Below are 1016 nucleotides of genomic sequence, written 5' to 3'. Positions count from 1 at the left end.
CTGCACCGCCAGCAGTCCACCCTGGAGATGATCGCCTCCGAGAACTTCGCCCCCCTCGCCGTCATGGAGGCCCAGGGCACCGTCCTCACCAACAAATACGCCGAGGGCTACCCCGGCCGCCGCTACTACGGCGGCTGCGAACACGTCGACGTCACCGAACAGATCGCCATCGACCGCCTCAAGGACCTCTTCGGCGCCGAGTACGCCAACGTCCAGCCCCACTCCGGCGCCTCCGCCAACCAGGCCGCCCTCTTCGCCCTCGCCCAGCCCGGCGACACCATCCTCGGCCTCGACCTCGCCCACGGCGGCCACCTCACCCACGGCATGCGCCTGAACTTCTCCGGCAAACAGTTCGACGTCGTCGCCTACCACGTCGACGACGCCGGACTCGTCGACATGGCCGAAGTCGAACGCCTCGCCAAGGAACACCGCCCCAAGGTGATCATCGCCGGCTGGTCCGCCTACCCACGCCAGCTCGACTTCGCCGCCTTCCGCCGCATCGCCGACGAGACCGGCGCGTTCCTGTGGGTGGACATGGCCCACTTCGCCGGCCTGGTCGCCGCCGGACTGCACCCCAACCCGGTCCAGTACGCGGACGTGGTCACCTCCACCACCCACAAGACGCTCGGCGGCCCGCGCGGCGGCATCATCCTCGCCCGCAGCAAGGAGTTCGCCAAGAAGCTCAACTCCTCGGTCTTCCCCGGCTTCCAGGGCGGTCCGCTGGAGCACGTCATCGCGGCCAAGGCGGTCTCCTTCAAGGTCGCGGCGAGCGAGGAGTTCAAGGAGCGCCAGCAGCGCACCGTCGAGGGCGCGAAGATCCTCGCCGAGCGGCTCACCGCCCCCGACGCCCGCGAAGCCGGCATCGACGTCCTGTCCGGCGGCACCGACGTCCACCTCATCCTCGTCGACCTGCGCAACTCCGCACTCGACGGACAACAGGCCGAGGACCGCCTCCACGAGGTCGGCATCACCGTCAACCGCAACGCCGTCCCCAACGACCCGCGCCCCCCGATGGT

Annotated in this window: 1 protein-coding gene; it reads left to right on the top strand. The window is 69.7% G+C overall.

Annotated features, from left to right (window positions below):
• Positions 1 to 1016: serine hydroxymethyltransferase (glyA, locus tag ACWCRJ_RS44570; RefSeq protein ID WP_450944700.1), on the top strand; the 1016-nt coding region annotated here is incomplete at both ends.

Source organism: Streptomyces sp. NPDC002324 (assembly GCF_053593335.1).
The sequence above is the reverse complement of the archived record's forward strand: the minus strand, read 5'-3'. Positions and strand labels throughout refer to the sequence as shown.